The organism is Mucilaginibacter sp. (genome assembly GCF_025359345.1).
GTDB lineage: Bacteria > Bacteroidota > Bacteroidia > Sphingobacteriales > Sphingobacteriaceae > Mucilaginibacter.
In genome coordinates this window covers 119,676-137,952 of record NZ_JANYGQ010000028.1, presented here as the reverse complement: position 1 = coordinate 137,952, position 18,277 = coordinate 119,676, and the positions used below count along the sequence as shown (strand labels likewise).

At 42.6% G+C, this 18,277-nt stretch carries 18 protein-coding genes and 1 pseudogene; 10 read left to right on the top strand and 9 right to left on the bottom strand.

Features of this window, described 5'->3' with window-relative positions:
* The first annotated feature begins 17 nt into the window (after nt 1–17).
* Nucleotides 18–776, top strand: coding sequence for a DUF2625 domain-containing protein (locus Q0R52_RS19050; RefSeq protein WP_295797074.1), 759 nt, complete (start codon nt 18–20; stop codon nt 774–776).
* A 35-nt stretch (nt 777–811) separates the two neighbouring features.
* Here the strand turns inward: Q0R52_RS19050 and Q0R52_RS19045 are convergent, their stop codons facing one another.
* Complete coding sequence (locus tag Q0R52_RS19045; protein WP_252789485.1) at nt 812–1,192, bottom strand: nuclear transport factor 2 family protein; 381 nt, start codon at nt 1,190–1,192, stop codon at nt 812–814.
* Nucleotides 1,193–1,516: 324 nt separating this feature from the next.
* Here Q0R52_RS19045 and Q0R52_RS19040 point away from each other — a divergent pair, with 324 nt between their 5' ends.
* The 3 genes from Q0R52_RS19040 (at nt 1,517) to Q0R52_RS19030 (ending at nt 4,892) form a co-directional block, all read left to right on the top strand.
* The gene (locus Q0R52_RS19040; protein WP_295797072.1) at nt 1,517–3,430 is read left to right on the top strand and encodes a long-chain fatty acid--CoA ligase; all 1,914 of its coding nucleotides are present in this window, start codon (nt 1,517–1,519) and stop codon (nt 3,428–3,430) included.
* A 95-nt stretch (nt 3,431–3,525) separates the two neighbouring features.
* Nucleotides 3,526–4,101, top strand: coding sequence for a HEAT repeat domain-containing protein (locus tag Q0R52_RS19035; protein WP_295797071.1), 576 nt, complete (start codon nt 3,526–3,528; stop codon nt 4,099–4,101).
* A gap of 62 nt (nt 4,102–4,163) precedes the next feature.
* Nucleotides 4,164–4,892 (top strand): CPBP family glutamic-type intramembrane protease, encoded by a 729-nt coding sequence (locus Q0R52_RS19030; protein WP_295797069.1) that lies wholly within the window; start codon nt 4,164–4,166, stop codon nt 4,890–4,892.
* A gap of 1 nt (nt 4,893) precedes the next feature.
* Here the strand turns inward: Q0R52_RS19030 and Q0R52_RS19025 are convergent.
* The 3 genes and pseudogenes from Q0R52_RS19025 to Q0R52_RS19015 all read right to left on the bottom strand — a co-directional run.
* Nucleotides 4,894–5,487: pseudogene (locus Q0R52_RS19025) on the bottom strand (SDR family NAD(P)-dependent oxidoreductase); the annotation flags it as partial.
* Nucleotides 5,488–5,680: 193 nt separating this feature from the next.
* Nucleotides 5,681–6,571: an AraC family transcriptional regulator gene (locus Q0R52_RS19020; protein ID WP_295797068.1), complete on the bottom strand. Its 891-nt coding sequence runs from the start codon at nt 6,569–6,571 to the stop codon at nt 5,681–5,683.
* 3 nt (nt 6,572–6,574) lie between these two features.
* Nucleotides 6,575–7,258 (bottom strand): HAD family hydrolase, encoded by a 684-nt coding sequence (locus tag Q0R52_RS19015; protein ID WP_295797066.1) that lies wholly within the window; start codon nt 7,256–7,258, stop codon nt 6,575–6,577.
* Nucleotides 7,259–7,421: 163 nt separating this feature from the next.
* Here Q0R52_RS19015 and lysS point away from each other — a divergent pair, with 163 nt between their 5' ends.
* A complete protein-coding gene (gene lysS / locus Q0R52_RS19010; RefSeq protein WP_295797065.1) occupies nt 7,422–9,143 on the top strand; it encodes a lysine--tRNA ligase in 1,722 nt (573 codons plus the stop codon).
* 86 nt (nt 9,144–9,229) lie between these two features.
* Here the strand turns inward: lysS and Q0R52_RS19005 are convergent, their stop codons facing one another.
* Nucleotides 9,230–11,197, bottom strand: coding sequence for a sialate O-acetylesterase (locus tag Q0R52_RS19005; protein ID WP_295797064.1), 1,968 nt, complete (start codon nt 11,195–11,197; stop codon nt 9,230–9,232).
* Between the two features lie 513 nt (nt 11,198–11,710).
* On the opposite strand from Q0R52_RS19005, the gene Q0R52_RS19000 reads away from it, so the two are divergent.
* The gene (locus Q0R52_RS19000) at nt 11,711–11,926 is read left to right on the top strand and encodes a hypothetical protein (protein WP_295797062.1); all 216 of its coding nucleotides are present in this window, start codon (nt 11,711–11,713) and stop codon (nt 11,924–11,926) included.
* Between the two features lie 57 nt (nt 11,927–11,983).
* Here the strand turns inward: Q0R52_RS19000 and Q0R52_RS18995 are convergent, their stop codons facing one another.
* Nucleotides 11,984–12,532, bottom strand: a complete 549-nt coding sequence (locus Q0R52_RS18995; protein ID WP_295797061.1) for a DUF2892 domain-containing protein — start codon at nt 12,530–12,532, stop codon at nt 11,984–11,986.
* Nucleotides 12,533–12,608: 76 nt separating this feature from the next.
* On the opposite strand from Q0R52_RS18995, the gene ung reads away from it, so the two are divergent.
* A complete protein-coding gene (gene ung, locus Q0R52_RS18990) occupies nt 12,609–13,289 on the top strand; it encodes a uracil-DNA glycosylase (RefSeq protein ID WP_295797059.1) in 681 nt (226 codons plus the stop codon).
* A 67-nt stretch (nt 13,290–13,356) separates the two neighbouring features.
* Here ung and Q0R52_RS18985 read toward each other — a convergent pair whose 3' ends face one another.
* Nucleotides 13,357–13,827, bottom strand: coding sequence for an Lrp/AsnC family transcriptional regulator (locus Q0R52_RS18985; RefSeq protein ID WP_252789463.1), 471 nt, complete (start codon nt 13,825–13,827; stop codon nt 13,357–13,359).
* A gap of 129 nt (nt 13,828–13,956) precedes the next feature.
* On the opposite strand from Q0R52_RS18985, the gene Q0R52_RS18980 reads away from it, so the two are divergent.
* Genes Q0R52_RS18980 through smpB form a run of 3 tightly spaced genes read left to right on the top strand, consistent with a single transcriptional unit; the run spans nt 13,957 to nt 16,987 of the window.
* A complete protein-coding gene (locus Q0R52_RS18980; RefSeq protein WP_295797057.1) occupies nt 13,957–14,607 on the top strand; it encodes a metal-dependent transcriptional regulator in 651 nt (216 codons plus the stop codon).
* A complete protein-coding gene (locus Q0R52_RS18975; protein ID WP_295797056.1) occupies nt 14,604–16,520 on the top strand; it encodes an Nramp family divalent metal transporter in 1,917 nt (638 codons plus the stop codon). The genes Q0R52_RS18980 and Q0R52_RS18975 overlap by 4 nt, the downstream gene beginning before the upstream one ends.
* A gap of 17 nt (nt 16,521–16,537) precedes the next feature.
* Entirely contained in the window at nt 16,538–16,987 is a 450-nt protein-coding gene (gene smpB, locus Q0R52_RS18970) for an SsrA-binding protein SmpB (protein WP_295797054.1), read from the top strand.
* 122 nt (nt 16,988–17,109) lie between these two features.
* Here smpB and Q0R52_RS18965 read toward each other — a convergent pair whose 3' ends face one another.
* Nucleotides 17,110–17,766, bottom strand: a complete 657-nt coding sequence (locus Q0R52_RS18965) for a protein-L-isoaspartate(D-aspartate) O-methyltransferase (protein WP_295797053.1) — start codon at nt 17,764–17,766, stop codon at nt 17,110–17,112.
* Between the two features lie 87 nt (nt 17,767–17,853).
* Complete coding sequence (locus tag Q0R52_RS18960; protein ID WP_295797052.1) at nt 17,854–18,258, bottom strand: GxxExxY protein; 405 nt, start codon at nt 18,256–18,258, stop codon at nt 17,854–17,856.
* Nucleotides 18,259–18,277: the final 19 nt, after the last annotated feature.

Sequence of the window (18,277 nt, the reverse complement as noted above, 5' to 3'; positions counted from 1 at the left end):
TCCTATATTTACACGTCATGAAACATCCGTTCAAACTAAGCCTGTTTATTCTAAGCTTCTTTTTGCTGGCCCGAATTAATAGTTCTATTGCTCAGAGCAAAATGCGACCGGTTGAGGAGCTAACTGCTGATACTTCCGGCTGGGGTGCATTTATGCACGCTACCAAAATAGCCCGGAATAAATTTGAAATTCTGCCTGTAAACCCGGCAAAGGCAAACGAAACTTTGTACCAAACACAGGTAACTACGCATTCAATAATGGGTGCTATCGTTTATTTTTCTGGTGGGATTTTAATTGATGACGGCTGGATAAGAATATTAGGTTCGGGAAATGAAAAACTGGATCGCACATTATCCGAATGGAACAAAGGAAAAACATTTAAGGAGTTTGGAGAAAAGCCTCAATTTTTGTTAGTCGCCGACGATGTGATAGGTGGCTTTTTTGCTATTAATGGCGGCGCTTTAGGCCCTGAGTTGGGAAAGGTTTACTACCTGGCGCCCGATGATTTAAAATGGGAATCGCTACATATAGGTTACTCAGAGTTTATCGATTTTTGTTTGGTGGGGAATATGGATCAATTTTATGACAAGTTAAGATGGAAGAGCTGGCGGGCCGATATGACCGGAATAACAGGCAATAAAGGATTTTCTATCTACCCGTTTACGTGGACCGTTGAAGGCAAGGATATAGAAAAAGACAGTCGCAAAGTTGTCCCCATTGAAGAAATATACCGGTTAGAGACTGATGCGTTAAAACAGTTACCGATAACAAAATAAACTAATAAGCCCCGAAAATTCGGGGCTTATTAGTTTTAAAACATCCCATTCCCATGTGGCATCTCATCCGGCACATCCTGCTGTACATCCCAATGCTCAATTACTTTGCCATCCCTAAACCTGAAAATATCTATAACTGCCCGGCGCTTACCCATAAAGGTAACATCAAGATGGGCCATTACTAAATCGCCTTCCGCTATCATTCGCACCACCGGCGAAGGACTCGCTTCTACGGGTTTTGGCATTGCTTTTAAATAAGTTAAAGCTTTCAGCAGCCCGGCTTTTCCATCCGGCAGCATGGGGCTATGCTGTATATAATCCTCGTGGACGTATACATCCAATAAATCAATGCGCAAATCGCGAATAATGTGCCTATACATGTCGGCTAATATTTCTTTGTTGGATTTTTGTTCCATTTTTTATCATTATTAAAAGCAAAGCGCATAATAATGCAGATGCTTAAAGTATCAAAATTGTATTAATTAATTTGAAAGAAATTGGGTGTAACGTACACTGGCTGATTTGTAAATCAACCTAAAACAACCTGTTTAGCAGGCCGGATTTTTGGTAATCCTGATTTTATATGTGGTTAAAGTAATTATGCCATAAATGTAGTTTAAAAAATCAAAATCCCAATCAAATCCTGAAAATCCTTTCAATCCTCTAATCGTGTTAAAATATTCTTCAATCTGTGAAATCATTTAATAGATTTGTTATCATCATAAACCCTTTTTATACGAATGAACACGGCCGCTGAACAATCAACTATCCCCAGCCTCATCCGCAATATTGTAAAAAACATCCATCCCGATACTGAAACCTTTATGAGCCACAAAGTTGGCGATGTATGGGTTGAAATCAGCTACCGGCAGGCGCTGGAGAAGATAGATGCCATTTCGGCCTGGTTACTAAGCATCGGCATAAAAAAAGGCGACCGGCTGGCCCTGATAGTTGAAAACGGCCCCGATTACGTTTATTACGACCAGGCGCTGCAGCAAATAGGCGCCGTAAATACCTCCATCTACCCTACCCTCTCAGAAACGGATATAGAGTATATTTTAAATGACTCCGGTGCACGGACGATTATTGTCGGCAACCCTTTCCTATTACGGAAAATTGTTCGGATAGCCAATAACTGCCCCAACTTAATACGGGTAATACCGACATTTGACGATTTCGAAAAATCGGTAGCCAAGCTAACGCTCAACGCAGGGGTTATTGGCTTCAAACAAGTGATTGAGGAAGGTTTAACGTTGGTTGATAGTTATACAAGAGCGATTAACGGTGCCCGGGAAAGCATTTTACCGTCTGATTTATCGTGCCTTATCTATACTTCGGGCACAACCGGCACGCCAAAAGGTGTTATGCTTACCCATTATAACCTTACCGAAAATGCCAGGGTGAGCTTAATACAAATACCGATTATTGAAACCGCAGATATCTTCTTGTCATTTTTACCACTATCGCACGTATTTGAACGTACCGCAACTTACCATGTTTGCCTTTTTACCGGCAGCCGGATAGCCTTTGCGCAAAGCCTCGACCTGCTTGCCAAAAACATGGCCGAGGTTAGGCCTACCATAATGAATTGCGTACCACGCTTACTGGAGCGCATACACGACAAGGCCATGAAAAACGGCACCAGCGCAGGTGGCGTGAAATCAAAAATATTTTTATGGGCGCTTAAAATAGGCCGCGAAGTAAGACTGAAAAAGGAAGCTGGTAAAACTCCGGGCCTGATATTGAGCAGCCAGCATGCACTCGCCGAAAAATTGGTGTTTAGTAAAATAAAAGAAAAAACCGGCGGCAGATTAAAAATAATGCTTTCTGGCGGTGGCGCGTTGCCTAAAAATATCGGTGAATTTTTTGGCGATTTAGGCATCAAAATACTGGAGGGCTTTGGGCTGACGGAAACATCGCCGGTAATGTCAGTTACCGAGGATCACCGTATAATTTACGGTACAGTTGGACGTATTATTCCTGGTATCGAGGTGGCCATACAAAACGTGGATACCAAACAAATTTATACCATACAAACACACGATACTTTTAAAGAAGATTTCCAATCGGAAGAAGGCGAGATAATTGTGCGTGGGCATTGTGTGATGAAGGGCTATTGGAACAAACCGGAAGAAACTGCGACAGTTATTGATGCGGATGGCTGGTTCCATACCGGCGATATTGGCCGGTATTTCAGGGGCAACCTGCAAATAACCGACAGGTTGAAGAACATGCTGGTAAATGCCTATGGTAAAAACATATACCCCACACCTGTTGAAAACACCTATTTAAAAAGCCCCAAAATTGAACAGATTTTTTTGATTGGCGATAAACGCGAATACATTACCGCCATAATTGTACCGGCGAAGGAAACCCTGCAGGAAGTTTTTAAACTTAGCAATGAATTTTTTGAAAAGCCGGACGTATTTATCGACGACAAAGAAATTGTAGAATGGATTGGCGAGGACATCAAAAAATTCTCGAACGAACTGGCAAAATTTGAGCGGATAAAAAACTTCAAAGTAAAACGCAAACCTTTCAGCATTGAAGATGGCGAAATAACGCCAACCATGAAAGCGAAGCGCAAGGTGATTGAAAAGAAATATGCGAAGGATATTGATGATTTGTATTTAGGTGAAACTGAAGCGGATTGATTTTTTAATTTGAAGATTTGGCGATTTGAAAATTATAACCAAATAATTATCTTTCTAAATCGTCGGCTTATATAAACGCACAAAATCGAATAGTAATGCCAGTAGATATGACCGAAATTAAGACTGAATTGCAAAAAGTCGGAATAGAAATAACCAATATCTATGATTTAGTGAATAGTGGCAAACGCTACGCGGCGGCAATCCCTATTTTAAGCAGTTTACTGAAAAAAGGAATCGACGACATTAAAGTAAAAGAAGGAGTTATAAGGGCCTTAACTGTGAAAGATGCTGCCGGCGTGGCTAATAAAGTATTAATTGAAGAATATAATCAAATCCCAAAAAACGAAACTTCTTTACGATGGGCGATTGGAAATGCCTTTTATACAATAATAACGAATGAAGATGCAGAAAATATTTTGCAGATAGTTCAAGACCGGGAAAATGGCATATCAAGGCAGATGTTTGTTGCAGCGTTAGGAAAGATAAAATCTAAACAGTCTGAAATTGTTTTAATTAAATTATTGGATGATTTTGAAGTAGCTCCACATGCGTTGGATGCATTAGGGAGGCTGAAATCAAAGAAAGCAAAAGAAAAAATTGAAATACTACTAGGGCATAAAAACAAACTAATAATAAAAGAAGCCGAGAGGGCACTGAAAAAAATCGGATAACGCTATTTCAGTCGTTATATACATCTTTTTTAATCTTCAAATCACCGCATTATCAAATTAACGTGCTCGAACAAATTTTTAGAGTAAGCGAATATCCCAACTTTCCATCGTTGGGACGGGAATCATTTGGCGTGAGGATCGCTACTTTACTTAAAACATATGGTCTGCTTTTCCTCGCATTATTTTTAGTCGCACCACTTATTGTACTTGCTGACCATTTTGTTGTGCATACACTACATGCAAAAACGATTAGCAATGCAGGGCGTGACGGCATGAAACATTTCTTTCAAAAAATGGGTTATTGGCGGGCTGTGGTTTACATCGGCCTCATCGGCCCCTTGTTGGAAGAAGTTGTTTTCCGGCTCCCATTATCCTTAAAAAAACGGCATATTGCGCTGGCTTGCTCGGTTGCTGTATTTTTATTTACAGGCGCTATTTTTCATAATCTCACTCAAATTAAAGGTTTAAACCTAGCCTTGCAGCTGAGCACATGCGTATTGATTTATACGGCTGGTATGTTGTTTGTGCCGGCAGGCCTCTCCATTAGCGATCACCGCTTCCGTAAGCAGTTAATTATCCTATCCATGTGCTTATTTGGCTTAATGCACATTGGCAATTACATACCCATTCAATGGCCGCTGATATGGATTTACCCCATATACGTATTGCCGCAGCTTTTAATGGGCTGGGCAATAACGTTTATCCGTTTTAAAAATGGTTTTTGGTGGGGGTATGCGTTGCATTGTATAATTAACTGTGTATCGCTTTTGCTTACCGCAGGGCGGATGTAATTTACCAGGGGCTAACACCTGTTTCAGGATTATTATCCACACTATAAAACATACCGCTTGGCCCGTCGGCATCCAGGACGGCAAATTTTACTACATCTGCTGCTGCATCAGTTACATTCCGGGGGCCGCTATGGTGATTAAAGTCTGTTGCAGTATAACCGGGGTCTACCACATTCACTTTAAAAGCGGTATCCTTTAACTCGTAAGCTAGCACAACAGTATAAGCGTTTAATGCCGTTTTCGAAGGACCGTACGCCGCTCCCTTTACCTTATAGTATTGCCACGACGGATCGTTATGCAAGGTCAACGACGCCAGGCCCGAAGTTACATTTACAATCCGCGGTTCAGGCGATTTCCTAAGCAAATCAATAAAAGCCTGTGTAACCTGTATAGTCCCGAAAAAATTGGTGTCAAAAACTTGGCGTATGGTTGCGATAGAAGTTGAGTGAGTATCCTGCGGAAAGCCGCCGCTGATGCCTGCGTTATTTATCAGCACGTCCAACTCACCGATATTTTTCCGCGCTTCGGCTATCGACTGAGAGTTGCTAATATCAATCTGTATTGCCTTTACATTGGTCGACTGCAGTTGCTTTGCCGCAGCTTCGCCTTTTTACAAATCGCGGCTACCCAAATAAACATAATAATCTAAAGCTAATAGCTGTTTTGCGGTTTCGAAGCCAATACTTTTATTGGCGCCGGTTATCAATACTTTTTTCATAGTTTCATTTTGTTTTGAATACGACAAAAGTACGGCCAGGCGGTTTTCTAAAACTTCACTAAGGCAGGCATTAATGGTACATTTCGCGGTTTTGCCTGCGGTATTGCATAGGGGTTTCGGCAATAAGCCTTTTAAAGAAGCGGTTAAAATAAGATGCATCCTCAAAACCAAGCTGCCAGGCAATTTCCTTTATCGACAGGTCGGTATGAAATAACAGCCTTTGCGCCTCAAGCACCACCCGCTCGTGAATAAGTTCGATAGCAGTTTTGCCGCTTTGTTGTTTTATAACCTCGCCCAGGTGGCCTGCAGAAATATTAAGCTGATCGGCATAAGCGGCTACATCGTGCAATTCGGCATATTGTTCATCAATCAGTTGCCTGAAGTTCTTCAACAGCATTCGGTCGGCCGATGGTTCTTCGTTTTTAAACTGTTCGTTATATAACCGGCTCAAATAAATCAATAATACACGCAAATAGCCCAACAGCATGCCATTAAGCCAATTCTTTTTTTGTTCGTATTCAGCCTGCATTTTGTTCATCACGTCCTCAATAAACGCGATGTTTTCCGCAGTTAGCGTAAGTTCGTGCCCGTTATGCTGGTTTTTGATGATCGGCAGTTGCTTCAGTGAAGCATTTTCCTCCATCGCCAAAAACTCATCCGTAAAACATAAAATTTTACCGACAGACGGCACGGATTTTTCTTTCAAATGAATTTGGTGCGGTAGTGTAAAATAAAAGCTGTCTGGCTTTAAAGTGTAAGGCACCATGTCAATCCAATGCCTGCTGCTGCCTTGCCTCACCAGCGCCATAAAATAAAAGTCCTTGCGATGCGGGCTTAAAAACAACCCGAACTGCTGCGGGTATTGCCCGTTCATATCAATTATCTTGAACAAACCATTAGCATCCACGCTGGTTTCCTGTAATGAGTACGTAGTAATCGCTGTTTCGGTTAGTTGACTCATCGGCTATAAAAATTCAAGAATATCTTTAATGCTAACAACACTTTTAAACTTTTCGTCCTCAATGCTATGCTCAATTTGCTCGTGCGCCCAGGTAATATGATAAGGCACATGCACGCCGTAACCGCCAACATTCAGCACCGGTAAAATGTCGCTTTTTAATGAGTTGCCCACCATCATCAGTTCACCGGGTTTAATATCAAGGTGGCGAATGAGTTTCAGGTAGTTGGCATCGTCTTTTTCCGACATGATTTCGATATGGTGAAAATAATGCGACAAACCCGATTTTTTTAGCTTGCGCTCCTGGTCGAGCAGATCGCCTTTGGTAGCCACTACCAACCTGTATTTCCCCTTTAAAGCTTTAAGCACATCCTCAACACCCTCGAGCAGCTCGATGGGTTGGTTAAGCATTTGTTTACCCAACTCCAATATCTGCCCAACAATTTCGCTGGTGATGGTGTTATTGGTAACCCGCAGTGCAGTTTCAATCATCGACAGTACAAAACCTTTTATACCATACCCATAAAAAGTAAGGTTTTCAATCTCGGTTTTAAGTAACTCGCGCTCCAGTTCGTGCTGCGATGCAAACCCGCCCAGCAATTCGTAAAACTGCTCCTCCGTATGCCTGAAATAGGGTTCATTTACCCAAAGCGTATCATCGGCATCAAAGGCTATTACTTTTAAATTCATAAAGGCAAAGATATGTTGGTATGGAAGATTTGACAACTTTAAAAAAGTTGGCAAATCTAAACTGCAAGTCAAATTTCGCTAATCTCAAATCTCACGTTTCAAATCTCACATCTTCCTTCTCCTTTCGCCTCAAAAACGCTATTTTTGCACCTTTATTAAAAATATGAGCACTGCCCTATCCGAACAGGAAATTTTACGCCGCGAATCGTTACAGCAACTGCGCGCGCTTGGTATAAACCCGTACCCTGCTGAAGAGTATAAGGTTACTGCTTTTGCGCAGGATATTACCGACAATTTCAACCGTTTCCCCGACCATTATAAAAAGGTGACCCTTGCCGGCCGTATCATGACGCGCCGCATTATGGGCAGCGCATCGTTTGCCGAGTTGCAGGATTCAACCGGCAGGATGCAGATATATTTAAAACGCGATGATATTTGCCCTGGCGAGGATAAAACGCTTTACAATACCGTGTTTAAAAAGCTGATGGATATCGGCGATTACGTTGGTGTAAAGGGTTTTGTGTTCCTGACCCAAACCGGCGAAATATCGGTACATGTACAGGAATTGACTTTGCTTTCAAAGTCATTAAAACCACTACCTGTGGTTAAACGCGAGGAGGATGGCCAAATTCATGATGCCTTTACCGACCCCGAGTTACGCTACAGGATGCGTTACGTGGATTTGACCGTTAACCCGGAGTACAAGCAGATATTTTTAAAGCGCTCAAAAGTAATCAGCAGCATGCGCGAGTACTTTAACAAACAAGGCTGGATGGAAGTGGAAACTCCAATATTACAGCCTGTGCACGGCGGCGCAGCGGCACGGCCGTTTAATACGCACCATAACACGCTGGATATGCCTCTGTATTTGCGCATTGCCAACGAATTATATTTAAAGCGATTGATTGTTGCCGGTTTCGACGGTGTTTATGAGTTTGGTAAAATGTTCCGTAACGAGGGCATGGACCGTACCCATAACCCTGAATTTACCAGCATGGAAATATACGTGGCCTACAAGGACTATAACTGGATGATGGCCATGGTTGAAGAATGTTTGGAGATAGTTGCCCGTACGGTTACCGGAATCCCGGTTGTGCCGGTTGGCGCTAACGAAATAAACTTTGCGGGTCCGTATGAGAAATTATCGATGTATGATTCGATCCTAAAATATACCGGGATTGACGTATCGGGCATGGACGAAGCCGGTTTACGCGAAACCTGCAAAGAACTTGGCATCGAAGTAAACGATACCATGGGTAAAGGCAAGCTGGTTGATGAGATATTTAGCGCAAAAGTAGAGCACAATCTGATACAGCCAACTTATATTACCGACTACCCGATCGAAATGACGCCGCTTGCTAAAAAGCACCGCAGCAAACCAGGATTGGTTGAGCGTTTTGAGCTGTTTGTAAACGGTAAGGAAATTGCCAACGCGTATTCGGAGTTAAACGATGCGATCGACCAGCGCGAGCGCCTGGAAGAGCAGCTGGTTTTGGCCGGTCGTGGTGATGATGAAGCTATGGCGATGGATGATGACTTTTTGCGCGCGCTTGAATATGGCATGCCGCCTACATCGGGCCTGGGTATCGGAATCGACCGTTTGGTTATGTTGATGACTAATCAGAGCACCATCCAGGAAGTTTTATTCTTCCCGCAAATGCGCCCTGAGAAAAAAGCAAAAACTGTTACTGCCGATGACTTTATTCACATTGGCGTACCCGCCGACTGGGTGCCTGTGCTGAATAAAATGGGCATTAATACCTTAGAAGATTTAAAAGCAACAAATCCCAATAAACTATATAACGACCTTGGCGGGATGCGTAAAAAATTGAAGCTGGATATTGCTATGCCATCGAAAGAATTGGTAATGGCTTGGTTTGCATAAAACGAATACTAATCACGCGGGAGACGCAAAATATTACGTCTCTACAAAAAACGTCATGCGGAAATTGTTTCGCATGACGTTTTTGTTTACTCAAACTTATGTCCAACCGTAATCCCATCCCAACTATCCGACCGAAACGGGCTCACCGGGAAACCTTGTATACTGAATAAATTAGCGTCAAGGGGAGCATTTGTCCAGCCATAGCGTACGGCAACCGGGTTGGGTACAGCACTGCACCATACTTTTACTTTGTTTTTATCGGTTATAACTGCCTGGGCATAATAAAATTTGTGGTCGGCGCCGGCAAGTTCAAAGCCTTTTACATAGCCGTAAATATCTTTTGCCATTAAACCATTTTCAGCGTGGTTGAAATTCACCATTGCATAGCCATTGCTGAAATCAGCTGATGTAAACAGCGGGCTTTGAAAAAAGCCTTGTTGATGATAAACCTGTGTTAGCGCTGTAGCCGCCAGGCGGTAACCAACATCTGCTTTATCTTTCGGGTGGATATTAAATGCATCGCCGATATCGGTGGTAATGGCAACACCCGTATTTGGCAACTGCAATGCCATATTTTGCGCCTCGCGCAGTTCAGCCCAATTACTGCCGAAATTACTGCTTTGCGAGGTGCCGAAAGCCGAAATCTGCACGAACAAAAATGGCAGCGATTCTTTCCATTTAGCGCGCCAATCATTAATCAGCATCGGGAAAACCGTGCGGTATTGATAGGCCCTGTCGGCGTTTGATTCGCCCTGGTACCAGATTACACCGGCAATTGCATAAGGAATCAAGGGGTTAATCATGGAATTGTACAGCGAGAACGCACTGTTATTTGGCAGAAAATCAAAATGATAAGGTTTACCTAAATCAGGCATTACATGCCAGTTGCCGTCGGCCAAATTAACTGAGGTATCTGCAAAACGGATGTTCAGATCATTAGCGCCGGTCCCGTTTAGTCCTATCCCAAACCAGGATGGATTTTTCTGAGCGGATTGCAAATTTATCACCAGGCTATTCAGTCCGCCTTTCCATGTGCCGGCTGGTACGGTAAATTGGGTATTACCGGGTGTGGCGTCTTTATTTAATAACTTCCCATTTACATAAACCGCCATATCGGCATCTGTTTGCCCAAGCGACAGTGTCGAGCTAACCGACGAATAAGAACTATCTAACCCCAGTGTACGCTGCATAAAACCTCGCCCACGATAGGAATATAGTTTGCCGTTCCATTCCCAGGCGCCGGGTACATAGCCATGCTGCCAGTTGTCAAAAAAGTTGGCGGGTTCACCTGCAAGTTCAACTGGCGTGTAATTTACGACCGGGCTGTTATGATAGGCCCAGGCCTTTAATTGCTTATCGGCGCGAAGTTTCAATTCGTCTGCATTATGCGGCAGGTTTGGCACAATCGCCGTAAACTCTGGTGAAGCGGCCATAGTTTCACGGCTTATCCAATCCTCGGCCTCGGTGCCACCCCAACTGCTGTTGATAAGCCCTATGGTCACATGCAGGTTTTGCGCTAATTGTTTCGCATAAAAATACCCCACAGCGGTAAAATCGCCAACAGTATTTGCCGATGCCAATACCCATTCGCCGCCTGCAACTTCCTTTTCAGGCGTTAAACTTACTTTATCCTGCACGTGAAACTGGCGGACAGGCATTTTATCTGCCACCTTTTGTTCGGCTTTGTAACCGTATGCATTCTTTAACTGGAACTCCATATTTGATTGGCCTGAACAAAGCCAGACCTCACCCAGCATTACATCGGAATATGAGATTAGTTCTTTACCGGACGCCACGTTCATTACGTAAGGCCCTCCTTCCTTCATGGGTGGAAGGGTCACACTCCAGTCGCCGTTATCATCGGCCTTCGCCGCAACCATCTGGCCATTCATGATAACCGTAACCCGTGCTTTTTTATCACTATGGCCCCAAACCGGGATGTTATGATTGCGCTGCAACACCATGTGGTTGCCAAATAATTTGGAGGTCGATAACTGCGCATAACAGGCAGTAGCGGCAAACAAAGCCGTAAAAACAATAGCTAAAAATTTCATAAAAATAAATTACAGGGACATTGGGCAGGTAAATATAACGATTATAGAAAGAATAGAAATGTTGCTGTTCACAGTGGAACATAAGGAACAGGGTGGAACAGCAAATAGTCGCCCCCGATTGCTAAAAAGCATGTTTGCGCAACGTAGACGCGATTTTTACTATACCTGCTACAATAAAAAATGCGAAAAGTACTGACAAACTAGTGTCAGCACTTTACCCTGACATTATCACCAACCAGGGCGCGAACGGAACAATTAATACCACCGTCTCAAAAAACAGAATAGTACAAAAGATCATCCATTTCCGGCAAAATTATATTAAAGAGCTATAACGGCGGGGTAAAAACAGCATTCCAAAAAGGAGTATTTTTAATAAATTATTATAAAACTTAAACTTAATAACCTTAAGTTAATATTGATTATTAACAATTCTTTAATAAAAGGATAATTTAAATAGAACTTTGGCATTTATTATGTTGATTACTTTTATCATGCAAAATAATCCGTAAAAAAATGACTAACTCAATATTAGAAATAACCGAACACGAATACCTGATAAAACTAAACAGGAGTAACTTTAACCTGTCGTTTATCCGCAGTCTTTTAAAAATGGTTGAAGTAGCTAACCCAACTGAGGAACACAGCTATGGTACTCCCGACAGGCACTATGCCGCCAATCAAAATCATTCATCCGAACCTGATTATTTCAGCTCGATTGAAGAAAAATAAAAACGCCCCGAAGTTTCGGGGCGTTTTTAAATATTTTTTTATTCCTTAGCCTTATTATTAAAATTGGCGATATCCGCCTCTTACTACCTGTTTATCCATTTGGCCCATTTGGGCTTTCATCATCTTTATCTGATCGGCAAGCAACTTGTTCTTGTCATCCTTTGCTGCTTCTTCAAGGTAGCGTTTTGCCTCAGGCTTATTGCGTTTTGCCATAGCAATGCCTGCCAGGCTCAATTTGGCCAGTGCGGTATTGTGCGACATTTTCATACCCAGCGACAACGACTTCTTAAAATATTTTTCAGATTTTAAAGGCGCCTTGCGCGACTCGATTAAGCCGATCAGCAAATTATAATAACCCCATTGCTTTTTATTCAGCTGTTTTTCGTAATCTGTAACTTTCAATAACCACTCTTCAGCTTTTTCTGATTTCTCTTTACGCAAAAACCATTGCGCAATAATCATGTTTTCGTTAAAAAAGTAGCTAAGCAGCACAAATCCACCTAAAAACAACACCAATATTCCCCATCCCCAAAAACCAAAAACACACAGTGCTATGGCAGCACCCATTATCCCGCAGGCAATAATTAACCTTACTATGTTCGACATCTTATTTTGTAAACTATAAATTAGCACGCAAATATCCGTTAATTTGTACGCTTAAGCAACATCTATATTAATATTTATGGCAGCAAATCTTGAGCCCGGCTGGCTTAACCTTTTACACGATGAATTTGACAAGCCCTACATGGCCGAACTTAAAAAATTCCTGCAAAGAGAGCGGGATGCCGGTTATAGAACTTACCCAAAAAACGCTGATATTTTTAACGCTTTTAACACCACTCCGCCCGATGCAGTTAAAGTTGTTATTTTAGGACAAGACCCCTATCACGGCGAACACCAGGCGCATGGCTTATCATTTTCGGTACAAAAAGGTATTGTGCCGCCACCGTCATTGCGAAACATTTACAAGGAACTTGAAACAGATATCCCCGGCTTTAAAGTCCCCAACCACGGCGATTTAACCGGCTGGGCCAAACAAGGAGTACTGCTGCTCAACGCCACGCTAACTGTTAGGGCCAACACCGCCGGCTCGCATCAAAAAAAAGGCTGGGAAAACTTTACGGATACGGTTATCAAAAAGCTATCCGACGAAAAAGAAGGATTGGTGTTTATTTTATGGGGCAGCTACGCCCAGGCTAAAGCACAGTTAATTGATACCCAAAAACATCATATCATAAAATCTGTGCACCCATCGCCGCTTTCGGCCTACGGCGGTTTTTTTGGATCGAAACCGTTTTCAAAAGTGAATGCTATATTGGAAAAAGAGGGGAAGGCGCCGATTGACTGGCAGGTGGCCCCCTAGCCCCCTAAAGGGGGAACGTTATTGACAATCTCTCGATTTGTGCTCCCCCTTTAGGGGGCCGGGGGGGCTAATACTCCAGCGGCACTATTGGCTCCTTTTTACTGGTCGACATAATCATCATGGTTTGGAATGTTTTTACCACTGTAATGCGGCTTATTTTTTCCATAATGAGTTGCTCGTACGATTTTATATCGCGCACATAAACCTTCAATAAAAAGTCGCACTGACCGGTTACATGGTGACACTCGGTGATTTCTTTTATAGTTTGTATCTCGTCCAAAAAGGTTTGGATGGTGTTTTTCTGGTGGAAATCAAGCGATATCTGGATAAAGGTTTTAATGCCCAGGCCCAGCTTCTCCTCGTCAACCAATGCATGGTAACTCTTTATATATTCGGCATTCTCAAGCTTACGCACACGCTCCAAAGTTGGCGCGGGCGACAGCCCTATCTCGTTTGACAATTGCAGGTTGGTTATCCTTCCGTTTGCCTGCAATATCTTTAATATTTGCAGATCTGTTTTATCTAATTCGGTACCCATATTACATGCAAATATATAATTTTAGTTAATTCACAAAATAAAATTCTTAAAAAAACAGCTTTAACCGAAATAAATTCTTTTTTAATAAAATATTTAGGTTTGTCTAAATTTTTTATTAGATTTGTATAAATGAATACTTTAGCCGAGGAGAACTACCTTAAATCCATTTATCACCTGTCGCTCAATGCCGAAAGTGTAAGTACAAACCAGATGGCGGCGTTGCTGAATACCAAGGCATCGTCAGTAACGGATATGCTTAAAAAGCTTGCCGAAAAGGAATTGATTAACTATACGCCTTACCAGGGTGTTACGCTTACGGCTGCTGGCGAGAAAATTGCCATCAACATTATCCGCAAGCACCGGCTATGGGAATTCTTTTTGGTAGAGAAATTAAACTTTAAGTGGGATGAAGTGCACGAAATGGCCGAAGAGATGGAGCACATCTCGTCAAATGAATTGATAGACCGGCTGGATAAATTTATGGGTTTTCCCAAATACGACCCGCATGGCGACCCGATTCCAGATTGCGATGGCAAATTTAAAACGCACGATTTAAAACCAGTTTCGGCAATTGATGTTAATGCTGGCGGGGTGATTTGCGGGGTCCGCGACCATTCCCCTGCCTTTTTGCAATACCTGGAAAAACAGGGGTTAACTATAGGAAAACAAATTTGTGTAACTGATATTATTGAATTCGACCGCTCGATGGTGTTACAAATGGAAAACAAAACGGTACAAATAAGCCGTGAAGTAGCTAACAATTTATTGATAACCTTATGAGTAATAACGACGGCCATTCGTTAGCTAACGTACACAGTTCTATAAACCCGGAGAGCAAAATCGGGTGGAAAAGGGTGCTGGCATTTTTAGGGCCTGCCTACCTGGTAAGTGTAGGTTATATGGATCCTGGCAACTGGGCAACCGATATAGCCGGCGGCAGCGCCTTTGGATATAAATTAATCTGGGTGTTATTTGCGTCAAACCTTATCGCCTTGCTGCTGCAATCGTTAAGTGCGCGGCTGGGCATAGTGCGCGGACTTGATTTGGCACAGGCTTCAAAAAATGCCTATCCAAGGTTTGTAAATTTCTGTTTATACATTCTGGCACAGGTAGCCATCATCGCCTGCGATCTGGCGGAAATTATCGGTATGGCCATCGGCTTGCAATTGCTGTTCCATCTACCGCTGCTTTGGGGTGTATCATTAACTATCACCGATACCGTGTTGATGCTGTTTTTGATGAACAAGGGCATGCGCAAGCTGGAAGTGTTTATCATGTCGATGATATTTATAATCGGCGCTGCCTTTTTGGTTGAAATGTTTATTGTGGGGCCCGATGTTGCAGGTATTGCAAAAGGCTTTATCCCAACCAACCTGTTTAAAGGCGATAAAATCAGCCAAAGCATGTTATACATCGCCATAGGGATAATTGGTGCTACGGTTATGCCGCACAACCTTTATTTGCACTCGTCACTGGTGCAAACACGGCAAATAAACAGGACTGACGCCGGTATTAAATCTTCTATCAAATTCAACCTATTTGATACTGTTATCGCCCTTAACCTCGCATTTTTTGTAAATGCTGCTATATTAATATTGGCGTCGGCTGCATTTTTTAAGAACGGCTACTTTAAAGTTGCCGAGATACAGGATGCGTACAAATTGCTCGAACACATTTTCGGAAAGATTGCACCCACCCTGTTTGCCATTGCGCTGATCGCATCAGGTCAAAGTTCAACCATAACCGGCACGCTTGCCGGGCAGATAATTATGGAAGGCCATATCAATCTGCGTATTGAACCATGGTTGCGCCGTTTGTTAACCCGCGTGCTGGCTATTGTGCCGGCAGTATTCACCATTGTCTATTTTGGCGAAAGTGGCCTGGGCAGCCTGATAATTTTAAGTCAGGTGGTATTGAGTTTGCAATTGGGTTTTGCTGTTATCCCGCTGATTCACTTTACGTCAAACCGTAAGCGGATGGGCAAATTTGCCATCAGCCTGAAAGTAAAAGTGTTGGCCTGGGCAAGCGCCATTTTGATAGTAGCATTAAACGCAAAATTAGTAGTCGACCAAATTGGTGACTGGATAGGTGATTTCCCGTCAGCGGCAGTTTGGATATATGCTTTGGTAACACCATTGGTAATAGGGATAGGCCTGTTGTTGCTGTATGTATTCTTTAGACCGATATTGTACAAACACAACGACGAGCCTTCGAGCGTACCTCACGGACTGGCGTCTAAAATTACCGATCTGGCACCCATTGTTTATCACAACATAGCAGTCACCATCGATTTCTCCAATAATGATACCGAATGCATCCGCAATGCGATAATGCAGGGCGGAAAAAGAGCGCAATATACGCTGATACACGTTGTTGAGACAGCTGGCGCCCGCTATTACGGCGGCCAGGTGATGGACCACGAAACCCAAAGCGATTTGGATAACCTGGAGATATACATTAAAACTCTAGCCGACCTTGGCTACCATGCCAAACCACATATCGGCTTCGGCAGCGCAGCCAGCGAAATAGCCAAATTCGTCAATAATAATAAAGTTGATTTTATAGTAATGGGTTCACATGGACATAAGGCCTTAAAAGACTTAATTTTCGGCACAACGGTAAATTCGGTGCGACATAAGGTTAATGTACCTGTGCTGGTTGTTAAACCGCCCAAAGTTTCATCATTGAAATAATTTGCATATTTGCAGTGATGAATCAGGATATCTACATAAAGAATAAAAAAGCCTATTTTGAGTACCACATACTTGACAAATACACCGCGGGTATAAAGTTACTTGGCACCGAAATTAAATCTATCCGCGATGGCAAAGCGAACATCAACGATGCTTTTTGCACTTTTATAGATAACCAACTATTTGTGCGCAACCTGCACATTGCCGAATACAGTTTCGGCTCGTTCTACAACCACGAAGCCAAACGCGACCGTATTTTACTCCTCAACAAAAAAGAGCTCAAAAAACTCCAAACCCGTGGCAAAGAAAAAGGCCTGACCATAGTGCCACTTGCCCTCTTCATCAGCGACCGGGGCTTTGCCAAATTAGAAATCGGCCTGGCCCAGGGTAAAAAAACATTTGATAAGCGCGAGACACTGAAAGAACGAGATACTAAAGTGGAGATGGATAGGGCGATGAAAAGGTGATTTCGGATTTCGGATGTTCGATGTCGGAATTATTTAATGTAAAATTGTCCATTTAGGCTGTTGAAATAGGCCTCGTTTAAATTGCTAAATCCGATATCGGACATCCGAAATCCGAAATTTCTCTACCAGGCCTTATCCCCTACCAGCGGCACAAACCTGAAGGTATCCAGCACAATCTTTTCATAATCATGTTCGGCAACTTTTAACACGGTAACCATTTTCTGCGATTTTTCATCGCCAACGGGAATTACCAATATCCCGCCGATATTTAATTGTTTTAACAACACGTCGGGAACGGTTGGTGCGCCGGCCGTGACGATTATTTTATCGTAAGGCGCATGTTTAGCAATACCAATGGAGCCATCGCCCACAAAAAAGTTTGCGTTGTAACCGATGTGCGGCAATACCTGCCTGGTATGATTGTACAATTTTTCCTGTCGCTCTATAGTATAAACTTTAGCGCCAAGTTCTAACAGCACACAAGTTTGATAGCCGCTGCCGGTACCAATCTCAAGCACTTTGTCGCCCTTATTTATATGCAATAGCTGGCTTTGGTAGGCAACGGTATAAGGTTGTGAGATGGTTTGCCCCTCGCCTATCGGGAAGGCGATATCCTTGTAGGCCTGGTTCCAGAAAGTTTCGTCGAAAAAATAATGGCGTTTAACGTTACCGATTGCCTGCAGCACGTTTTCATCATCAATCCCTTTTTTCTTTAATTCTTCAACCAGCTTTTTGCGGGCACCTTTCTCGCGATAATTGTCGATATACTTGTAGGCCATTTCGACGCTAAGTTAACACGATTTAAGGATTTTTAGGATTTACAGGATGCAGGGTTTATAATTGGTTTATTTTCAGATTTATTTTCTTTACACAATCGGGTTTTCACTTGGTGTCACGAGCTTTTTATTGTAGACTCTTTTAAATTCTAAGCTTGGCCCGCCGAAATTTATAAGCAGGCCGTCGGCTATGCCATGCACTTCAAGGTAGTTTATGGCTTGATTTTTATGTATATTTTCCACTTGTGGACGAGCTTTTAATTCCAGCATCAACACATTAGCGACAAAAAAGTCAACCCTCCTTGAGCCAATCAATTCACCATCATAAAAAATAGAGAATTCCCTTTCCTGTTCGAAAGGTAATCCTGCCTTTCTCATTTCGATTGCCAGAGCTTTTTGGTAAATAACTTCCAGGAAACCACTTCCGAGTACATTGTGCACTTTCATTGCACACCCGATAATTTTGTGGGTCAATTCGTTGGTATCGTTTGTCATTAATAAGGTTTAAAAGATA

Coding starts and splice junctions, on each gene's coding strand:
- Q0R52_RS19050 (WP_295797074.1), top strand. CDS start 18: ATGAAACATCCGTTCAAACTAAGCCTGTTTATTCTAAGCTTCTTTTTG.
- Q0R52_RS19045 (WP_252789485.1), bottom strand. CDS start 1,192: ATGGAACAAAAATCCAACAAAGAAATATTAGCCGACATGTATAGGCAC.
- Q0R52_RS19040 (WP_295797072.1), top strand. CDS start 1,517: ATGAACACGGCCGCTGAACAATCAACTATCCCCAGCCTCATCCGCAAT.
- Q0R52_RS19035 (WP_295797071.1), top strand. CDS start 3,526: ATGCCAGTAGATATGACCGAAATTAAGACTGAATTGCAAAAAGTCGGA.
- Q0R52_RS19020 (WP_295797068.1), bottom strand. CDS start 6,571: ATGAGTCAACTAACCGAAACAGCGATTACTACGTACTCATTACAGGAA.
- Q0R52_RS19015 (WP_295797066.1), bottom strand. CDS start 7,258: ATGAATTTAAAAGTAATAGCCTTTGATGCCGATGATACGCTTTGGGTA.
- lysS (WP_295797065.1), top strand. CDS start 7,422: ATGAGCACTGCCCTATCCGAACAGGAAATTTTACGCCGCGAATCGTTA.
- Q0R52_RS19005 (WP_295797064.1), bottom strand. CDS start 11,197: ATGAAATTTTTAGCTATTGTTTTTACGGCTTTGTTTGCCGCTACTGCC.
- Q0R52_RS19000 (WP_295797062.1), top strand. CDS start 11,711: ATGACTAACTCAATATTAGAAATAACCGAACACGAATACCTGATAAAA.
- Q0R52_RS18995 (WP_295797061.1), bottom strand. CDS start 12,532: ATGTCGAACATAGTAAGGTTAATTATTGCCTGCGGGATAATGGGTGCT.
- ung (WP_295797059.1), top strand. CDS start 12,609: ATGGCAGCAAATCTTGAGCCCGGCTGGCTTAACCTTTTACACGATGAA.
- Q0R52_RS18985 (WP_252789463.1), bottom strand. CDS start 13,827: ATGGGTACCGAATTAGATAAAACAGATCTGCAAATATTAAAGATATTG.
- Q0R52_RS18980 (WP_295797057.1), top strand. CDS start 13,957: ATGAATACTTTAGCCGAGGAGAACTACCTTAAATCCATTTATCACCTG.
- Q0R52_RS18975 (WP_295797056.1), top strand. CDS start 14,604: ATGAGTAATAACGACGGCCATTCGTTAGCTAACGTACACAGTTCTATA.
- smpB (WP_295797054.1), top strand. CDS start 16,538: ATGAATCAGGATATCTACATAAAGAATAAAAAAGCCTATTTTGAGTAC.
- Q0R52_RS18965 (WP_295797053.1), bottom strand. CDS start 17,766: ATGGCCTACAAGTATATCGACAATTATCGCGAGAAAGGTGCCCGCAAA.
- Q0R52_RS18960 (WP_295797052.1), bottom strand. CDS start 18,258: ATGACAAACGATACCAACGAATTGACCCACAAAATTATCGGGTGTGCA.